15 protein-coding genes are annotated in these 16,580 nt (G+C 71.0%); 7 read left to right on the top strand and 8 right to left on the bottom strand.

Translation table 11 applies throughout. From position 1 onward, the window contains the following. Positions 1-19: 19 nt before the first annotated feature. Positions 20-1,045: a DUF6745 domain-containing protein gene (locus tag ACIBG8_RS42530; protein WP_397348938.1), complete on the top strand. Its 1,026-nt coding sequence runs from the start codon at positions 20-22 to the stop codon at positions 1,043-1,045. After that, positions 1,042-1,476, top strand: a complete 435-nt coding sequence (locus ACIBG8_RS42525) for a hypothetical protein (protein WP_397348937.1) — start codon at positions 1,042-1,044, stop codon at positions 1,474-1,476. The genes ACIBG8_RS42530 and ACIBG8_RS42525 overlap by 4 nt, the downstream gene beginning before the upstream one ends. Positions 1,477-1,611: 135 nt before the next feature. Here the strand turns inward: ACIBG8_RS42525 and ACIBG8_RS42520 are convergent, their stop codons facing one another. Genes ACIBG8_RS42520 through ACIBG8_RS42510 form a run of 3 tightly spaced genes read right to left on the bottom strand, consistent with a single transcriptional unit; the run spans position 1,612 to position 4,864 of the window. Then, positions 1,612-2,838, bottom strand: a complete 1,227-nt coding sequence (locus tag ACIBG8_RS42520; RefSeq protein ID WP_397348936.1) for an RNA polymerase sigma factor — start codon at positions 2,836-2,838, stop codon at positions 1,612-1,614. Next, entirely contained in the window at positions 2,835-3,494 is a 660-nt protein-coding gene (locus ACIBG8_RS42515) for a gamma-glutamyl-gamma-aminobutyrate hydrolase family protein (RefSeq protein WP_397348935.1), read from the bottom strand. Before ACIBG8_RS42515 ends, ACIBG8_RS42520 begins: the two co-directional genes overlap by 4 nt. After that, on the bottom strand, positions 3,491-4,864 hold the full coding sequence (locus tag ACIBG8_RS42510) for an aldehyde dehydrogenase family protein (protein ID WP_397348934.1): 1,374 nt from the start codon (positions 4,862-4,864) through the stop codon (positions 3,491-3,493). The genes ACIBG8_RS42515 and ACIBG8_RS42510 overlap by 4 nt, the downstream gene beginning before the upstream one ends. A gap of 55 nt (positions 4,865-4,919) precedes the next feature. On the opposite strand from ACIBG8_RS42510, the gene ACIBG8_RS42505 reads away from it, so the two are divergent. From ACIBG8_RS42505 to ACIBG8_RS42495, 3 genes are read left to right on the top strand one after another with little or no spacing between them, the layout of a single operon-like run. Further along, positions 4,920-6,344, top strand: coding sequence for an aldehyde dehydrogenase (locus ACIBG8_RS42505; protein WP_397348933.1), 1,425 nt, complete (start codon positions 4,920-4,922; stop codon positions 6,342-6,344). After that, on the top strand, positions 6,332-7,234 hold the full coding sequence (locus ACIBG8_RS42500; protein ID WP_397348932.1) for a 3,4-dihydroxyphenylacetate 2,3-dioxygenase: 903 nt from the start codon (positions 6,332-6,334) through the stop codon (positions 7,232-7,234). The genes ACIBG8_RS42505 and ACIBG8_RS42500 overlap by 13 nt, the downstream gene beginning before the upstream one ends. Continuing rightward, positions 7,222-8,031, top strand: coding sequence for a fumarylacetoacetate hydrolase family protein (locus ACIBG8_RS42495; RefSeq protein WP_397348931.1), 810 nt, complete (start codon positions 7,222-7,224; stop codon positions 8,029-8,031). The genes ACIBG8_RS42500 and ACIBG8_RS42495 overlap by 13 nt, the downstream gene beginning before the upstream one ends. Here the strand turns inward: ACIBG8_RS42495 and ACIBG8_RS42490 are convergent. Both ACIBG8_RS42490 and ACIBG8_RS42485 read right to left on the bottom strand, forming a co-directional pair. Next, positions 8,015-8,908 carry a TIGR03619 family F420-dependent LLM class oxidoreductase gene (locus ACIBG8_RS42490; RefSeq protein WP_397348930.1) on the bottom strand — a complete coding sequence of 298 codons (894 nt, stop codon included), beginning with the start codon at positions 8,906-8,908 and terminating at the stop codon, positions 8,015-8,017. The two genes, ACIBG8_RS42495 and ACIBG8_RS42490, sit on opposite strands and share 17 nt — an antisense overlap. Continuing rightward, positions 8,905-9,681 carry an acetoacetate decarboxylase family protein gene (locus ACIBG8_RS42485; RefSeq protein WP_397348929.1) on the bottom strand — a complete coding sequence of 259 codons (777 nt, stop codon included), beginning with the start codon at positions 9,679-9,681 and terminating at the stop codon, positions 8,905-8,907. The genes ACIBG8_RS42490 and ACIBG8_RS42485 overlap by 4 nt, the downstream gene beginning before the upstream one ends. A gap of 96 nt (positions 9,682-9,777) precedes the next feature. On the opposite strand from ACIBG8_RS42485, the gene ACIBG8_RS42480 reads away from it, so the two are divergent. Next, complete coding sequence (locus tag ACIBG8_RS42480; protein ID WP_397348928.1) at positions 9,778-11,061, top strand: glutamine synthetase family protein; 1,284 nt, start codon at positions 9,778-9,780, stop codon at positions 11,059-11,061. After that, positions 11,039-12,247: a cytochrome P450 gene (locus ACIBG8_RS42475; RefSeq protein WP_397348927.1), complete on the top strand. Its 1,209-nt coding sequence runs from the start codon at positions 11,039-11,041 to the stop codon at positions 12,245-12,247. Before ACIBG8_RS42480 ends, ACIBG8_RS42475 begins: the two co-directional genes overlap by 23 nt. Here ACIBG8_RS42475 and ACIBG8_RS42470 read toward each other — a convergent pair. The 3 genes from ACIBG8_RS42470 to ACIBG8_RS42460 form a co-directional block, all read right to left on the bottom strand. Further along, complete coding sequence (locus ACIBG8_RS42470) at positions 12,210-13,682, bottom strand: MFS transporter (RefSeq protein ID WP_397348926.1); 1,473 nt, start codon at positions 13,680-13,682, stop codon at positions 12,210-12,212. The genes ACIBG8_RS42475 and ACIBG8_RS42470 overlap by 38 nt on opposite strands. Positions 13,683-13,803: 121 nt before the next feature. Then, positions 13,804-14,466, bottom strand: coding sequence for a Crp/Fnr family transcriptional regulator (locus ACIBG8_RS42465; protein ID WP_397348925.1), 663 nt, complete (start codon positions 14,464-14,466; stop codon positions 13,804-13,806). A 42-nt stretch (positions 14,467-14,508) separates the two neighbouring features. Beyond that, positions 14,509-16,536, bottom strand: a complete 2,028-nt coding sequence (locus ACIBG8_RS42460; protein WP_397348924.1) for an adenylate/guanylate cyclase domain-containing protein — start codon at positions 16,534-16,536, stop codon at positions 14,509-14,511. Between the last annotated feature and the right edge of the window lie 44 nt (positions 16,537-16,580).

The raw sequence follows: 16,580 nt of genomic DNA, 5'->3' as shown, positions 1-16,580 counted from the left end.
GGCATGACGCCCCCCACGCATGACAGCGGTCAAGCGGCGGGAAGCCGCTGACCTTCGTGCCGAATGGCTGGGATGGGCGTACTCGACGCTCCCAGCCGACCGCCCGGCCGCAGAGGCCGTGATCACCGAGCTCTACCGCCTGATCGGCCAGGAGAAGCCGCGCTTCGCCTGGGTCGACTCCCCTGCCGCGCTCCCGTCAGCCAAGACGCCCGTGGCCGCCCCGCTCGCCACCCTCATGTACGACCTGCGCGCCCGCCTCGACAGGCGGATCGGCCGTCCGTGGGCCGAGGGGTTCTGGGTCAACCGCGGCGTGGACCGCCCGCTGTGGGAGGTGCTCAGGGCAGAGGTGCGCGACCCGCTGCGCGAAGCCGTACGGGACGATCTGCTCTCGCCGCTGTGCCAGGAGCTCGATCGGCGGACCGACCAGATCTGGCGCGGGCAGCACGACGCGTACTGGATCGGCCACTACGACGCCTGGCGCCGGCTGGGCGGCGTGCGCAGCTACTGGCAGCTCGACCTCTGGGTGACGCTGGCCAGGTCGTGCGGCTGGTGGTGGCCGGGGGACGGCGTCTGCGTCGTCGCCGAGCGCCCGGCCGCCGTCCACGCCGGCGACAAGGGTCTGCACGCGGATGACGGGCCCGCCGTGGAGTACGCCGACGGCTGGGGCGTGCACTCCTGGCACGGCACCCGGGTGCCCGGCTGGGTGATCCACGACCCCTCGGCCGAACGGATCAGCCACGAGCCCAACGTGGAGGTGCGCAGGTGCGCCATCGAGCGCATCGGCTGGGAGGCCTACCTCGACCAGGCCCGCCTGCGGCTCGTCTCCGTCGCCCCCGACCCCGGCAACGACGGGTCGGAGCTGCAGCTCTACGAGACGCCCAAGGGCCGGTTGCTGCTCGCCGTCAACGGCTCCGTCGAACGGGACGGTCAGCGGCGCAGATACGGGCTGGATGTTCCCGGCCACCTCGACGACCCCCTCGACGCCGCCGGATGGACCTACGGGCTGTCCGGCCGCCAATACGCACAGGTGATGAGACGCACATGAACCTCGCAGACCTTACGGACCGCACGGGCCTGGCCGTGCTCGACCACCTGGAGCGTACGGTGACCATCCCGGTCATCGACGGGCTCCAGGCCCAGGGCGACCTGATCGTCATCCCGCTGGAGACGATCGCCCACGCGATCAGGATCTGGCGCGAGGACTGGCGCCCCGTGCCGCCCGAGGGCGTCGAGCTACTGCGCGGCGCCGCTGGAGGCAACCCGCACACGCTCGTCGCCGACCCGGGCACCTGCCTGTGGACGGTCAGCGTCAGGGACACCATGGACCTGGCGCTCGGCGCGCTCACCACGACGGCGCCCGCCTACCTGCTCCACCCGGAGCACGGCGCGACCGGCCTCACGCCCGGCACCTACGTGGTGCGCAGGCAACGCGAACACAACAACCAGACCAGAACCAGGCGGCTGGTCGCCGACTGAGCTGGGGCTTAACCGCCGCACAACCACGCTCGCCGATGGTGGCGGCGTGAAACAGACGAAGGTTGGCCCGGGGGCGGGCAACGAAGCATGGATCACCAGGGCCTGTCCGCCACAGGGGCGCGGTACAGACCGGAGTTAGAGGGCAGCCGCCCTCGCCTCGAAGAGCGTGCGCTCACCCGCGTTGCGGGTGAGCGCCGCAGCCCTCTCGAACTCGGCGCGGGCCTCCCCGCGCCGACCCAGCTTCTCCAGCAGATCCCCGCGTACGGCGGGCAGTTGCGGATACCCCTTCAACGCCCGCTCGCCGGCCAGCCCGTCGACGATCTCCAGCGCCTTGGCAGGCTCTCCTGCCATGCCCACGGCCACGGCCCGGTTCAGCTCCACGATCGGCGACGGCGAGAGGTGGCCGAGCAGCACGTAGAGCGCGGCCATGCGGCTCCAGTCGGTGTCCTGCGCCGTGCGCGCCCTGGCGTGGCAGGCGGCGATCGCGGCCTGCAGGCCGTATGGGCCGAGGGTGCCCAGCGACTGCGCCCGGTCGAGCGCGGCCAGGCCGCGCCTGACCAGCAGCCAGTCCCAGCGCGACCGGTCCTGGTCGAGCAGCAGGATCGGCTCGCCGGACGGCCCGGTGCGCGCCGCCGTGCGCGAGGCCTGGATCTCCATCAGCGCGACCAGCCCGTGCACCTCGCTCTCGCCCGGCATGAGCCCGGCGAGGATCCGGCCCAGACGCATCGCCTCCTGGCAGAGGGACGGGCGCATCCAGTCCTCGCCGCCCGTGGCCGAGTAGCCCTCGTTGAAGATCAGGTAGATGACCTCCAGGACCGAGGCCAGCCGTTGGGGGAGCTCCTCCTCCGGGGGCAGCTCGACGCGGATCTTCCTGTCGGTCAGGGTGCGCTTGGCGCGGAAGATGCGCTGGCCGACGGTCGGCTCCGGCACCAGGAACGCGCGGGCGATCTCCTCGGTGGTGAGCCCGCCGAGCAGCCGGAGCGTGAGCGCCAGCCGTCCCTCCGTGGGCAGGACGGGGTGGCAGGCGGTGAAGAGCAGGCGCAGCAGGTCGTCCTCGATGGGCGGGTCCGGCTCCTCGGGCTCCTCCCGCTGTTGCTGGCTGCGCCCCACCTCGGCGAGTTTCTCCTGGTAGCGGGCCTTGCGGCGGAGCTGGTCGATCGCGTGGTGCTTGGCGGTGAGCATGAGCCAGGCGCCCGGGTTGTCCGGCACGCCGTCGCGCGGCCACTGCTCCAGCGCGGCGACGAGGGCGTCCTGGGCCAGCTCCTCGGCCAGCCCGACGTCGTGCACCATCCGGGCGAGCCCGGCGATCACACGGGCCGACTCGATCCGCCAGACCGCCTCGATCGTCGCGTGGACCGTCATGGGTCCTGATCCAAGCACCCCACGAGCGCCTCGAACAACGCCTGATGTGCTGACATGTCCTCCGGGTGCCACTGGACGCCCAGGAACCGGGCGCCGGGCAGCTCGACGGCCTCGACGGTGCCGTCCTGGGCGTGGGCGGTCGGCACCAGGCCGTCGCCGAGGCGGTCGACGCACTGGTGGTGGAAGCACGAGACATCGGGGGTCTGTCCCAGCAGGCCCGCCACGCGGCCCGACGCCTTGACCGGGTGCACCAGGTGCCGGTGCGTGGGCTCCATGTGCTGCACCAGCGTGCCGCCGAGCGCCACGTTCACCACGTGCATGCCACGGCAGATCGCCAGCAGCGGCACGTCGTGGGCGAGCGCCCACTCCGCCACCGCCAGGTCGAACGCGTCCTGCTCCGGATCTACGTCGTACACCTCGGCGGAGGTGACCGAGGCGCCGTAACACGAGGGCGCCAGGTCGCCGCCGCCTGGCAGCAGGATCGCGTCGGCGAAGCGCAGCCGCTCCGGCGAGCCGTACGGGTGGACGGTCAGGGGTTCGCCGCCCGCGCGCAGCACGGACTCGGACAGGGCGCGCGCGGTGACCAGCGCGCCGTAGCGCAGGGCGGAGGCCGAGGCGGAGAAGCGGCCCGGGATCGCGACCAGCGGCCTGCTCACAGCTGGATCCAGGTGGTCTTCAGCTCGGTGAACTTCTCCAGCGCGTGCGCCGACTTGTCGCGGCCGTGCCCGGACTGCTTCATGCCGCCGAAGGGCACGCTCATGTCGCCCTCCTCGTAGCAGTTCACCCAGACGGTGCCCGCGCGCAGCGCGCGGGCCGCCCGGTGAGCGGTGCTCAGGTCGTTCGTCCAGACCGAGGCGGCCAGGCCGTAGACCGAGTCGTTGGCGATCGCGAGCGCCTCGTCTTCGGACGAGAAGGTGAGCACGGACAACACAGGGCCGAACACCTCCTCGCGGGCGATCGGCATGTCGGGGGTGACCTGGTCGAGCACGGTCGGCTCGAAGTAGAACCCCTCCCTGTCCACCCGCGACCCGCCCAGCCGTACCCGCGCCCCGGAGGAGGCGACCCGGTCGACGACGTTGGAGAGCTGCCGCTGCGAGACCAGCGGGCCCATCTTCGTCGTCTCCAGCAGGGGGTCGTCCGGCGCGAAGTCTGCTGCGCGGGCGATGACCCGGTCGACGACCTCGTCGGCCACGGAACGGTGGACCAGCAGGCGCGAGGAGGCCGTGCACATCTGCCCGGCGTTGAAGAAGATGCCCCAGCCCGCGGCGTCCGCGGCCGCGTCCAGCGAGGCATCCGGCATCACGATGAAAGGGGACTTGCCGCCGAGCTCCAGCCAGACCCGCTTGAGGTTGGAGTCAGCCGAGTAACGCAGGAACTGCCTGCCGACCGCCGTCGACCCGGTGAACGCGACCACGTCCACCCCCGGGTGCTCGCCGAGCGCCCGCCCGGCCACCGGACCAGCGCCGTTGAGCACGGTGAGCACCCCGTCGGGCAGCCCCGCCTCGGCGGCCAGCGCGGCCAGCCGTAACGCGGACAGCGGGGAGTTCTCCGCCGGTTTGTGGACGACCGTGCACCCCGAAGCCAGTGCTGGGGCGAGCTTCCACGCGGCCATCGTCAGCGGGAAGTTCCACGGCGTGACGGCCGCGACGACCCCGGAGGGCTCGCGGGTGACCAGGGCGAGCGCGTCCACGCCCACATCCGGCACCTCGCCGGACGAGGTCAGCCCGCCGTACCAGCGGAAACACCGGGCCGTCGCGCGGACCTCGATCGTGCGGGCGTCGGTGATCGGCTTACCCATCTCCATGGTGACCAGCCGGGCCAGCTCGTCGGCGTCGCGCTCGATCAGCGCGGCCAGCCGTACCAGCACCTCACCACGCTCGCGGGGGAGCATGCGCGGCCACGGGCCGGTGTCGAAGGCCGCCCTGGCGGCGGCCACCGCCGCGTCGACCTCCGCGACCCCCGCGTGGGCGATCGTCGTGATCACCTGGCCGTCCCTCGGGGAGATCACGTCGTACGGCTGTGGCATCGCTCGCACCCTCCTGTTATTGTTTGGACCCAAACGATACTCCTTGGAGTCGCCCATGTCCGTATCCGCTGACCACTGGATCGGCGGGGAGCGGGTCGCCTCTCCCCAGCGGTTCACCGACCTGTCACCCATCGACGAGCAGCCGATCGCCGAGATCTCCAGGGGCGGCGCGCGCGAGGCTGCGCAGGCTGTCGCTGCGGCCAGGAAAGCCTTCCCCGCCTGGGCGCGCACGTCGAAGGAGGAGCGCGCGCGGCTGCTGCACGCGATCGCCGACGGCGTGGACAAGCGCGCCGACGAGCTGGCCAACGTCGAGACCCGCGACAACGGCGCGCTGCTCCGCTCCCACCTGCGCGGCGTGATGCCCAGGGTGGCGCACAACTTCAGGTTCTTCGCCGACTGGCTGCTCGGGCTCGGACACGACGACTTCGAGACGCGCGGCCACACCAACCACGTGAGCTGGGACCCGGCGGGTGTCTGCGCGCTGATCACGCCGTGGAACGCGCCGCTGATGCTGGCCACGTGGAAGATCGCCCCGGCGCTGGCGGCGGGAAACACGGTCGTGCTGAAGCCGGCCGAGTGGAGCCCGCTCACGGCGTCGATCCTCGCGGACATCACCGCTGAGGCGGGTCTTCCCGACGGCGTGTTCAACGTCGTCCAGGGGTTCGGTGCCGAGGCGGGCGCGGCTCTCGTCGACAATCCCGATATTTCACGAATCAGCTTTACCGGATCGGTGCCTACGGCCCGGCTGATCGGCGCTGCAGCGGCCAGGCACCTGACGCCGGTCTCGCTGGAACTCGGCGGCAAGTCGCCGCTCCTGGTGATGCGGGACGCCGACCTCGACCTGGCCGTCGACCTGGCCGTGGAGCAGTACGACAACGCGGGGCAGGTCTGCCTGGCCTGCACCCGCCTGCTGGTCGCCGAGGAGGTCGCGGGGGAGTTCACCGAGCGGCTGGTCGAGCGGATAAAGGCGCTGCGCCAGGGCGACCCGCGCGACCTGGCCACGGACATCGGCCCGCAGATCCACAGGAAGCAGTTCGACAAGATCGACGGCTTCGTCCAGCGGGCCGTCGCCGAAGGAGCGCGAGCAGTGGCGGGCGGCGGGCCCAATGCGGAGCTGGGCGGGCTCTACTACCGGCCCACGCTCTTCACCGAACCCAGCAAGGAGCTGCTGCGCGAGGAGGTGTTCGGCCCGGTGCTCACCCTGCAGACCTTCTCCTCTGAGGAGCAGGCGGTCGCGATGGCCAACGACACCTCCTACGGGCTCGACGCGCTCGTCGTCACGACCTCGGAGGAGCGGGCGCGGAGGCTGACGCCGCAGCTCGTCGCCGGGACCGTCTGGGTCAACTGCTTCTTCGTCCGCGACCTGCGCGCGCCCTTCGGCGGCTCGCGCGACTCCGGGATCGGGCGCGAGGGCGGAAACTGGAGCTTCGACTTCTACTGCGACGTCAAGAACACGGTGAGCGCGCCATGGGTGAGATAGTCGGCGCGGGCCTGCTGGCCCACGTCCCCACGATCGTGCTGCCCGAGCGGACGCGGCGCGAGCTGAACGAGGGCAACGAGATCACCCTGGTTCCCGGCCTGAAGAGGCTGCGCCAGGAGGTGTTCGACCGCGACGACTACGACACCGTCGTCGTGCTCGACTCGCACTGGGCGACCACGGTGGAGTTCGTCGTGACCGCGCAGCAGCGCAGGGCCGGCCTCTACACCTCGGAGGAGCTGCCGCGCGGCATGTGCCGCATGCCGTACGACATTCCGGGGGACCCGGCGCTGGCACACACGATCGCCGGGCTGGGGGAGAAGCACGGCACCTGGATCACCGCGATCGACGACCCCTACCTGCCCATCTACTACGCGACCGTGAACCTGTGGACGTATCTCGGCGTTCCCGACAACCCCTACCTCGGTACGGCGGGCAAGCCGTGGATCTCCATCGGCGTCTGCCAGACGGCAGACACGGAGGACTCGCTCCGCCTGGGCAGGGCGCTCGGCGACGCGATCAGGCAGAGCGACCGGCGCGTCCTGCTCATCGCGTCAGGGGCGCTGTCGCACACGTTCTGGCCGCTGCGCGAGATCCGCGACCACGAGTCGAGCAATCCGTCGCACGTGCGCACGGCCGAGGCGCGCGAGGCGGACCTGGCCAGGATCGACTGGTTCCAGGAGGGCGACCACGCCAGGGTCCTGGAGACGATGCCCGACTTCCTGCGGCACAAGCCCGAGGCGCGGTTCGGGCACTACCTGATGATGATCGGCGCGCTCGGCGAGGGCGCCTGCACCGCGCCTGGACGGCTCTACAGCGCTTACGAGAACTCGGTCGGCACCGGACAGGTTCACCTGTGGTTCGACCGCCCGGACGGAGGATGGACGTCTTGACCGAGTACCGCAGGATCCTGGTGGACGGCGCGGCCGTGCAGGTGGAGTGGGCCGACGGGATGGACGAGGGCGCGCTGCACCTGCCGCCGGTGGAACCGTCCAAGATCATCGCTGTGCACCTCAACCACCGCAGCAGGGTCGAGGAGTTCATGACCAAGCTGCCGCCGGCGCCCACCTACTTCCACAAGCCGACCTCCTCGCTCAACGCGCACGGCGGCGCGGTGGTGCGCCCGCTCGGCTGCAAATACCTCAACTACGAGGGAGAGGTCGCGATCGTCATCGGCCGCATCTGCCAGGGCATCACGCCGGACGAGGCGGGCGACTACATCGCCGGGTACACGATCGGCAACGACTTCGGGCTGCACGACTTCCGCGACACCGACGCGGGCTCGATGCTCAGGGTGAAGGGGTCGGACACGCTCTGCCCGCTCGGGCCCGGCCTGGTCACCGGGTGGGACTTCCGCGGCAAGTCGATCAGGACCCTGGTCAACGGCGTGGTCGTGCAAGATGGCAACACGGCGGAGATGGAGTGGGACATGCACTACCTCGTCGCCGACATCGCCCGCACGATCACCCTGTACCCGGGCGACGTCCTGCTGTCAGGCACCCCGGCCAACTCGCGGCCCGTGCAGCCGGGGGACGTGGTGGAGGTGTCGGTGGAGGGGTTGGGCACGCTGCGCAACCACATCGTTTCCGGAAATGTCGCCATTCCTGGGTTCGGCGCCCAGCCCACCGAGTCCGCCGAGGTCGTCTCGACGGCGCTCGGCGGCGACTGGGAGTTCAGGGGCAGAGCCTGACGATCTCCCTGCAGAGGGCGCCGACCTCGGCGAGGGAGTCGGTGAACATCGAGGGCTTCATGCACATCGTGGTGAAGCCCGCCGCGACCTGCTCGGGCACCGACTCCAGCGCGGGCAGCAGCGGAGCGGGCGAGCGGGCGTCGGGGAAGGTGCCCCTGATGCCGCCGACCATCTCCACCTCCCGGCCGTTCAGGGCGGCGCGCAGCCGTACGAGCTCTTCGGGCGTGGGACGGCCGAGCGGGTGGAAGCCGTGCCCGTAGGTGACGAGTCGCCGCAACATCGCCTCGTGCACCGAGCTGCCACCGAACCACATGCGCGGGCCGACGGGCTTGGGCTCCTGGTAGACGTCGGTGAAGGAGTAGTGCTCGCCGTGGAAGGACGCGGGAGTCGCCGTCCACACCGCGCGCCACGCCTCCAGGTGCTCGTCCAGGAGCCTCCCCCGCTGCTCGTACGGCACGCCGAGCGCCTCGTACTCGGCCCGGTGCCACGACACGATCGGCTGCACCACGAGCCGTCCCTCGGAGAGCAGGTCCAGCGTGGCCAGCTCCTGCGCGATCGCCAGCGGGTGGCGCAGCGGCGCGATCACCCCGGCGGCCACCAGGCGGATCCGCGACGTCACCGCCGCGATCGCCGACAGCAGCATGAGCGAGCTGGGCCACGGCGTCGCCGGATCCTGGTTGCCCGGCAGGGCGTACTCGCGCGGGTTGGCCATCACGCCATCGGCGTCGGCGCCCCGGCCGAGGACGATGTGCTCGCTGACCATGACCGCGTCGAACCCGGCGTCCTCGGCCTCCTGGGCCGTTCTGACGAGGGCCTTCAGGTCCCTGGGCGAGGTCAGCGTCCAGTTCTCGCTCAGGATCATCACCCAGCGGGTCATCGCAGCACCTTTCCGCCGTTCCAGGTGACGCCCACCTGGCGGTAGTAGGCGCCGATGGGCTCCACGACGGGCAGCCTGGCCAGCTCCTCGGTGGGGGAGTCGAACAGCTCCAGCTCGAAGATGCCCGCCCATGGGGTGCCGCCCTCGAAGGCGGCAGCGCCGGACTCGATCAGCTCGGCGTGGGCGTCGGGCTCGCCAGGCACGATCGACGGCAGCCAGCGGTGGTGGGCCATCGGGTGCCCGTTGACGAAGCCGTTGCTCTCCGCCTCGCCGGTCAGCGTCACCACGGCCTCGGCCAGCCGCCGGTCGCCCGCTGCCAGGGTGGCGCCGAACCGGGCGCCCGCCTCGATGCGGGGGGCCGGGCCGTACGGGTGGGGTCTGGTCTGGTGGATCGAGCCGAGCTTCTTCGGGTAGCCCTGGTGCATCCCGCGCAGGACCGCGAAGTCCTTGTCCACCCAGATGTAGACGCAGCGGGAGAAGGTACGCCCCTCGAAGGAGCACCGCACGACGACGAAGCACTCCTTGTACTGGGAGCGCACCGGGTCGAGCAGTTCCTCGCCAGAGGAGCCGCAGGACTGCCAGTCGGCCCAGATCAGCGCGACCGCACCCGGATCGTCGTCGGCGAGACCCAACGGCTCCGGCAGCAGCTCCGCCACCCTTTCGGGAGATGTCCGGTATTCCAGGGTGAGCAGATCGCCGGAGTAGTGCCACGGCGGCGCGGGGATCAACGACGATCGCCCTGTCGCGCTACGGGGGTAGAAGAAGCCTCGCATGATCCCTCGCAATTCGTTTGGATCCGTACGATACACCTTGACCGGGGCGGGGACCACGCTTATGGTTTGGGTCCAAACGACTGCCGAGGAGGCCCCGTGGAAGGCGTGGACGTCGTACGGATCGTCTATCCGGACCTGCTCGGCATCGACCGGGCCAAGGACGTGCTGGTGGAGGCGCTCCCCGGGGTCGAGGAGCACGGGCTGGCCTTCTGCCGGGCGGTCTACCACACCACCCCGCGCGGCGAGACGATCCCGGTGCCCGGCGGGCTGGACGTGGGTCTCCCCGATATCGCGGTCTTCCCGGACCTGTCCACGCTGAAGGCGCTGCCGTGGGAGCCGGGCGTGGCCTGGTGCCTGGGCGACGCGCGGCACTCCGACGGCTCGCGGGTGGCCGAGGATCCGCGCGCCGCGCTCCGCGAGGTGTCCGCCCGCTTCGCCGAGCTGGGCGTCGTGCCCGTGGTGGGGCCCGAGCTCGAGTATTTCCTGATGGACGCCGAGGGCAGGCGCTACTCGGACTCCACCGGCGACGTCTACACCGCAGGGCGCCGCGGCGACAGCGACGGGCACCTGCTCAGGGCCCTGCGCTGGACGCGCGACCTCGGGCTCGGGGTGCTGATGGGCAACCACGAGTACTCCGGCGGGCAGTTCGAGATCAACCTCACCCACTCCGAGGCGCTGGACGCGGCCGACCGGGCGTTCAGGTTCAAGGCGGCGATCAAGGAGATCGCGCGGCTCGACGGGTTGCGGGCGACGTTCATGGCCAAGCCGTTCGACGACGAGGGCGGGTCGGGGTTCCACGTGCACCTGTCGATGGCCTCCGCCGACGGCGTGAACGTCTTCGACGGCCCCGCCTCGCGGTACGGGCTGTCGGAGAAGGCCCTCTACGCGATCGGCGGGATCCTCGCGCACGCTCCGGCCGTGGCGGCGTTCATGAACCCGACGATCAACTCCTACAAGCGCTTCGGGCCGGACACGCTGGCGCCGTGGCTGGTCGACTGGGGGCTGGACAACCGCAGCGCGATGCTGCGGGTGCCGCCGGAGCGCGGCGCTGGGGCGCGGCTGGAGCTGCGGCTCGGCGACGCCTCCGCCAACCCCTACCTGGGCGTGGCGGCCGTGCTCGCCGCGGCCTACCTGGGGATGCGGGACGGCGTCGAGCCGCCGCAACCGCTGGAGGGGTACGGATACGACCCAGGGCGCTCCGCCGTACTGCCCAAGAACCTCACGGCCGCGCTGGACGCGCTGGAGGCGGACGCGGAGCTGGTCGGGGTCCTGGGCAAGGACCTCGTGACGTCGTTCGTCACCTACAAGCGCAACGAGGTCGAGCGGTTCGAGCGGGCCGTCACCGATTGGGAGTTCCGTGAGTACGCCTATCACCTTTGACCTCGAAGCCTTCGCCGACGGGCCGCCGTGGGCGCTCTTCGACGAGCTGCGCGAGAACGACCCCGTGCACTGGAGCGACGAGCGGGACGGGTCCGGGTTCTGGTCGCTGACCAGGCACGCCGACATCGTGTCCGTCGGGCGCGACCCGGCGGCGTTCACCTCGGAGATGTTCACCAATCTGGAGGAGATCGACGACCCGGTACGCCGGGAACTGCGCCGGTCGATGCTGGAGACGGACGGGGCCAGGCACCGGGCGCTGCGCAAGCTGCTGCAGCGCGACTTCATGCCGCGCCAGGTGAACGCCCGCTTCGAGGCGTTCTTACGCGGGCTGACCCGGTCGACCCTGGACGCGGCGCTGCCTCTTTCGGAGTTCGACTTCGTTCGTGAGATTTCGGCTGACTTCCCGATCCGGGTGCTGGCCAGGATGCTGGACGTTCCCGTCGAGGACACCCCGAAGCTGATCGACTGGGGCAACCAGATCATCGGCAACACGGCCTACCTCGAAGAGAACGCGAAATATCAGGACCTGCCGTTCCGGAGCCCCGCCTCGCTGGAGGTCTTCGCGTACGGCGACGCCCTGGCCGGGCGCCGCCGGGGCGGGACGGGCGACGACCTGGTGTCGAAGCTGGTCAACCAGCTCCCGGAGGACGGCGTGCCGCTGTCGCCCGACCACTTCCACAACTACTTCCTGCTGCTGGTGGTCGCGGGCAACGAGACCACCCGCCACGCGATCTCGCACACCATGAAGGCGCTCATCGAGCACCCGGAGCAGCTCGACCTCCTGCGCGAGGACCCGTCGCTGATCGCGGGCGCCGTCGAGGAGTTCCTGCGCTGGGCCTCGCCGGTCTACCACTTCCGGCGTACGGCGACGCGCGACGTCACCCTGCACGGGCGGAGGATCCGTGAAGGGGACAAGGTCGTCCTCTGGTACGCGGCGGGCAACAGGGACCCTGCGGTCTTCCCCGACCCTCACCGCTTCGACGTGACCCGCACCGGGATGGACCAGATGGCCTTCGGCGGCGGCGCGCACTACTGCCTCGGCGCCAGCCTGGCCCGCCTGGAGCTGCGCGTCATGTTCGAGGAGCTCATCCCGCGCCTGTCCACCGTCGAGCTGGCCGGGGAGGTCACCCGGGTGCGCTCCAACTTCGTCAACGGGATCGAGCGGCTGCCGGTGCGCGTGTCCTAGCCAGCGCCGCGAGCACCGCTCCGGCGAGGGCGACCGCGAAGAGCAGACCGTAGGTGGTGCGGAAGCCGTCCATGACCTGCTCGACCGCCACCGGCGACAGGCGGGACAGGGTGGCCGCGTAGACCTGGGCGCGCAGCTCGGGGGAGACCGAGCTGGCCAGGACGCTGAGCGACAGGCCGACGCTGAGCACGATGCCGACGTTCATGATCATGACGCGGAAGCCGTTCACCACGCCCAGGCTGCCGTGCGGCAGCGCCGACATCACCTGCGTGGTGTTGCCGGTCAGGAACGTGCCGCTGCCGCACCCGGCCACGAACAGCCCGATCCCGATGATCCAGTAGGGGGTGGCCGGATCGGCGGTCAGCATCAGCGTGCCCAGCCCGGCCGCGCTGAACAGGCTGCCACCGATGGACAGCGCGTACGGCGAGACCCGCAGCGCGCCCGCGATCGGCGAGGCCAGCCCTATCCCCAGGGGCACGGGTAACACGCTCAGCCCCGCCTCGAACGCGTCCAGCCCGCGCGCCGCCTGGAAGTAGAGCGCCACCACCAGGATCAGCGCCGACCTGGCCAGCGCGTTGCAGAACGACGCGAGGTTCGCGCACGCCAGCATCCGCCCGCCGAACAACCGCAGGTCGAGCACCGGATGCGAGGCCCGGCGCTCCACGACCACGATGATCGGCACCAGCACCACGAAGAGCCCGGCCCCGGTGAGCACGACCGGGCTGGTCAGCCCGCGCGACCCGGCCTCCGACAGCGCCAGCAGCGCGGCCGAGAGCGCGGCGAAGATGAGCGCGTTGCCCAGCGCGTCCACGGGCTCGCGCGGCCCGCGCTCCACCTTGCGCAGGGTCAGCACGCCCCAGACCAGCGCGATGATCCCGGCGGGCACGTTCACCCAGAAGATCCACTGCCAGCCGGCCGTCTCCGCGATCAGCCCGCCCACCGACGGCCCGATCAGCTGCGCCACCGACAGCGTGCCGATGTAGACGCCCATGCCCTGGCTGAGCCGGTCGGCGGGAAAGGCGTCCGTGATGATCACGGTGCCGTTGGCCAGGATCATCGCCGACCCGACCGCCTGCACCACCCGCATGGCGATGAGGAACCACACGTTGAGGGAGAACCCGGCCAGCAGCGAGGCCAGGGTGAACAGCGCGAAACCGGTCAGGTAGACCTCGCGCCTGCCGAGCAGGTCGGCCACGCGGCCGAAGAACACCAGCGAGGCCGTGCTCACCAGGAGGAACGACAGCAGGATCCAGCCGGACTCGAACGGCCCGGCCTGGAAGTGCCGCACGACGGTGGGCAGGGCGACGTTGAGCGTGCTGCCCGCGATGCCGATGAGCACGAGCCCGAGGCTCGTCACCGAGCACACGCGCCAGGCGTAGCGCAGCTTGCTGACGTACTCGGGCGTGCCGGGAAGGTCATGGGGGACGGTGACCATAGCCTCCACTATGACGTACGACGTACGTCCGTTTTGTGCCGCCCCAATTGTCGCGCCCGCTTCGCCGCTCGTTGGCTTCGTTCCTCGCTCTCTCCCGGCGAGCTCCTGCGCTCGACGGGGGTCACCTCGCCCTTTTCTTCAGCCCCTCCAGATCGTGAATGATCACCCTGCGGCGGCCTGTCTCGATCAGGCCGCGGTCCCTGAGGGTCCTCAGCGCCTTGCTGACCGCCTCGCGCGAGGCGCCGGTCCATCCGGCCAGCTCGTCCTGCGAGAGGGGCAGAGCGACGCGCAGGCCGCCGTTGGTCGGCTCGCCGTACCGCTCGGCCAGTTCCACCAGCCGCGTGGCCACCCGGCCCGTGGTGTCGAAGGCGCCGTACTCGATGCGCTTGCGGTCGGCGTCGCGCAGCCGCCCGGTGACCATCTGCATGAGGAGCACGGCCACGTTGCCGTGCTCGCGGAGGAACCCGGCGAAGTCGGCGACGACGATGCCGCCGACCGGCTCCAGCGCCGTCACGGTGGCGGACCTGGGGGAGCCGTCGATCGAGGCCATCTCGCCGATCAGCCCGCCGGGCCCGCGGATCGCCAGCACGACCTCGTTGCCGCTGCTGGTGTGCGAGGAACACTTCACGCGGCCCTCGGTCAGGACGAGCACCCAGTCTGAGGTGTCGCCCTCGGTCATCACGGTCGCGCCGCGCTCCCACCGGCGCGGACGGCCGGCCTTGCGCAGTGCGGCCTGCTCGTCGGGGGTGAGCATGGACAGGAACTCGCCAGGCTCTGCAGTCATGCGCCGATTATGTCTGCCACTTGCAGCCCGCGGAACGTCTAATTACGCGTTCTCGGCCAGCGAGCTGAGCAGGTAGGCGGGCACGGTCTCCTGCTTGCCCTTGAGGCTGAGCGACCCGAGCGGCGACACCTGGGCCGCGCCGCCGAGCCGGTCGAGGGTGGTCTGACCGATCACCACCGTGCCGGGATCGGCCAGCGACTGCAGGCGGGCGGCCACGTTGACGCTGTCGCCCATCGCGTTGAAGCCGCGCAGCGCCGGGCTGCCGATGTTGCCCACCAGCGCCATCCCGGTGTTCACCCCGACGCGGAACGTCGGCCACTCCACCCCGTTCATCGACCCGGCCGCCTGCTCCCAGGCGACCTCCTCGGACACCCGCGCCGCCGCCTCCTGCATGGCCAGCGCCGCCCGGCACGCCGAGCGGGCGTGGTCGGGGAGCGTGGCGGGCGCGTTGAACAGCGCCAGCAGCGCGTCGCCGACGAACTGCACGATCGTCCCGTTGTTGGCCAGGATGCACGGCACGGCGGCCGTGTGGTAGCGGTTCAGCATCTCCACGATCTCCCCGGGCGAGACGCGCTCGGAGAACGTGGTGAACCCCTGGAGGTCGGCGAAGAGCGCGGTCAGCTCGCGCAGCTCGCCGCCCAGCGCGGCCTGGCCGGGGTCGGCGAGCAGCGCGTTGGCCACGTCGGGCGACATGTACTGGCGGAAGAGCGTGTCGAGCTCCTGGTAGAGCCTGGCGTTCTCCAGCGCGATCGAGAGCTGGCTGGCCAGGGTGTGGGCCAGCGCCTCGTCCTGGTCGTTGCGCGCCACCGGCACCTCCAGCGCCCCGGCGAGCAGGCCCTTGACGGTCAGCGGGTAGGCGACCAGCTCGCCGCGCCTGACCGGCAGGTTGCCGGGGAAGTCGTACTCCCGCGAGCCGATGGACACGTTGCCCTCGGAGACCAGGCCGATACGCACGTCGCCGTAGGCCTGCCGTACCCGGTCGAGGGCGCCCGCCAGCAGCGCGCCCTCGCCCAGCCCGACGCGGGCCTGGGAGCCGACGTCGACGAGCGCGGCCAGGCGCTCGGACAGCTCGCGCTCGTTGGCCAGCGCGGTGCCCGCCCGGTCGAGCACGGCCGCCTGGCCCTCGCTCATCGAGAACTTGCTCGCCGTGCGCGTGGCCGCCAGCGGTTCGCCGCGCCTGACGTGCTCGACCAGCTCCTCCAGCGCCTCCTCGTAGCCGCGCTGGATGCGCCTGACGGTCGCGTTCAGCGCCACGGAGTCGAACAGCCCCGCGCTGCTGCCCTCGCGCCTGAACTGCAGGTAGGCGCTGTAAGCCACGAACACGAACGCCAGCGTCAGCAGGACGTGCCACTCCCACCAGGACAGACGCCAGTTGAGCTGCGACATCCCGGCGATCATCGCCTCGGCCAGCAGAGCGTAGGCGGTGATGAGGCTGACCAGCATCGCCGACGGCCGCCTGCGGTGCAGCAGGAACATCATCACGGCGGCCGCGCCGTACAGCAGCAGGCCGGGGATGGACGCCAGGGCGAGCCAGTTCAGCGGCTCCTTGGACGGCGGCTCGCTCAGCGGCGTGATCGCCGGGATCAGCGAGGCCAGGCCCCACAGGATCATGAACCCGAACAGGGCGCCGCGGATCAGGTGCTGATAGGTGAGTACGGCTCGCGCCGCCTTCTCGGCCAGCGGGAACGCCGAGGCGAACGCGAACACCGACGCGATGCTCAGGCCCACCTGCTGGCCGAGGTCGAACCCCAGCGAGCCGGTCGGCAGGATGATCTTCGGGGTGGCGAGGCCGTGCAGGAAGAAGAAGCCCGCGCTGCTCAGGAAGACCATCGAGACGAGGAAGAGGCGGGCGTCGTCGCGCTTCCTCGACGCCTCGCTGATCAGCGCGCCGAGCGCCACGTTGAGGCCGGCGACGGTGACGATCATCCAGAAGTGGCTGGGGTTGTGCTGCCAGAAGACGTTGGCGCCGTCGTTGGCCAGCAGGAGCCAGAGGCCGAGCAGGGGCAGGGCCAGGTGGATCGCCCACACCACCGCCCGTACCGGCTGTCTGGCCGGCGGGAGATACGTCACGCCCCGATTATCCACACGAGATCGCGATCACGACTATGTCGTTT

Source organism: Nonomuraea sp. NPDC050556 (genome assembly GCF_044457355.1).
GTDB lineage: Bacteria > Actinomycetota > Actinomycetes > Streptosporangiales > Streptosporangiaceae > Nonomuraea.
This window is presented reverse-complemented; position numbering and strand designations above follow the sequence as displayed.